Source organism: Aphanothece stagnina RSMan2012 (genome assembly GCF_046764815.1).
Taxonomy (GTDB): Bacteria; Cyanobacteriota; Cyanobacteriia; order PCC-6307; family Cyanobiaceae; genus NIES-981.
Genome location: NZ_JBKOUC010000146.1, coordinates 1 through 211 on the forward strand (window position 1 = coordinate 1; position 211 = coordinate 211).

A 211-nucleotide genomic window follows, 5' to 3' on the forward strand; every position below is an offset into this window, starting at 1 on the left:
CAGCGGACCGCCAATTCTGGCGGGGCCGGTCACGTTGAGGTTGTCGATTCTCGCGCCGCCCTGAACGGTGAGGCCATTGGAGATGGTGGCTCCACCCTGGAGGTTGGTGCGGCCCGTGACGTTGAGGTTGTCGATTGTGGCGCCGCCCTGAACGGTGAGGCCATTGGAGATGGTGGCGCCGCCCTGAAGGTTGGTGGGGCCACCCACCGTC

General features: G+C 66.4%; 1 protein-coding gene. It reads right to left on the reverse strand.

Annotated features, from left to right (window positions below):
* A partial coding sequence (locus ACLNEE_RS17135) for a hypothetical protein (RefSeq protein WP_412007476.1) occupies window positions 1-211 on the reverse strand: 211 nt, incomplete at both ends.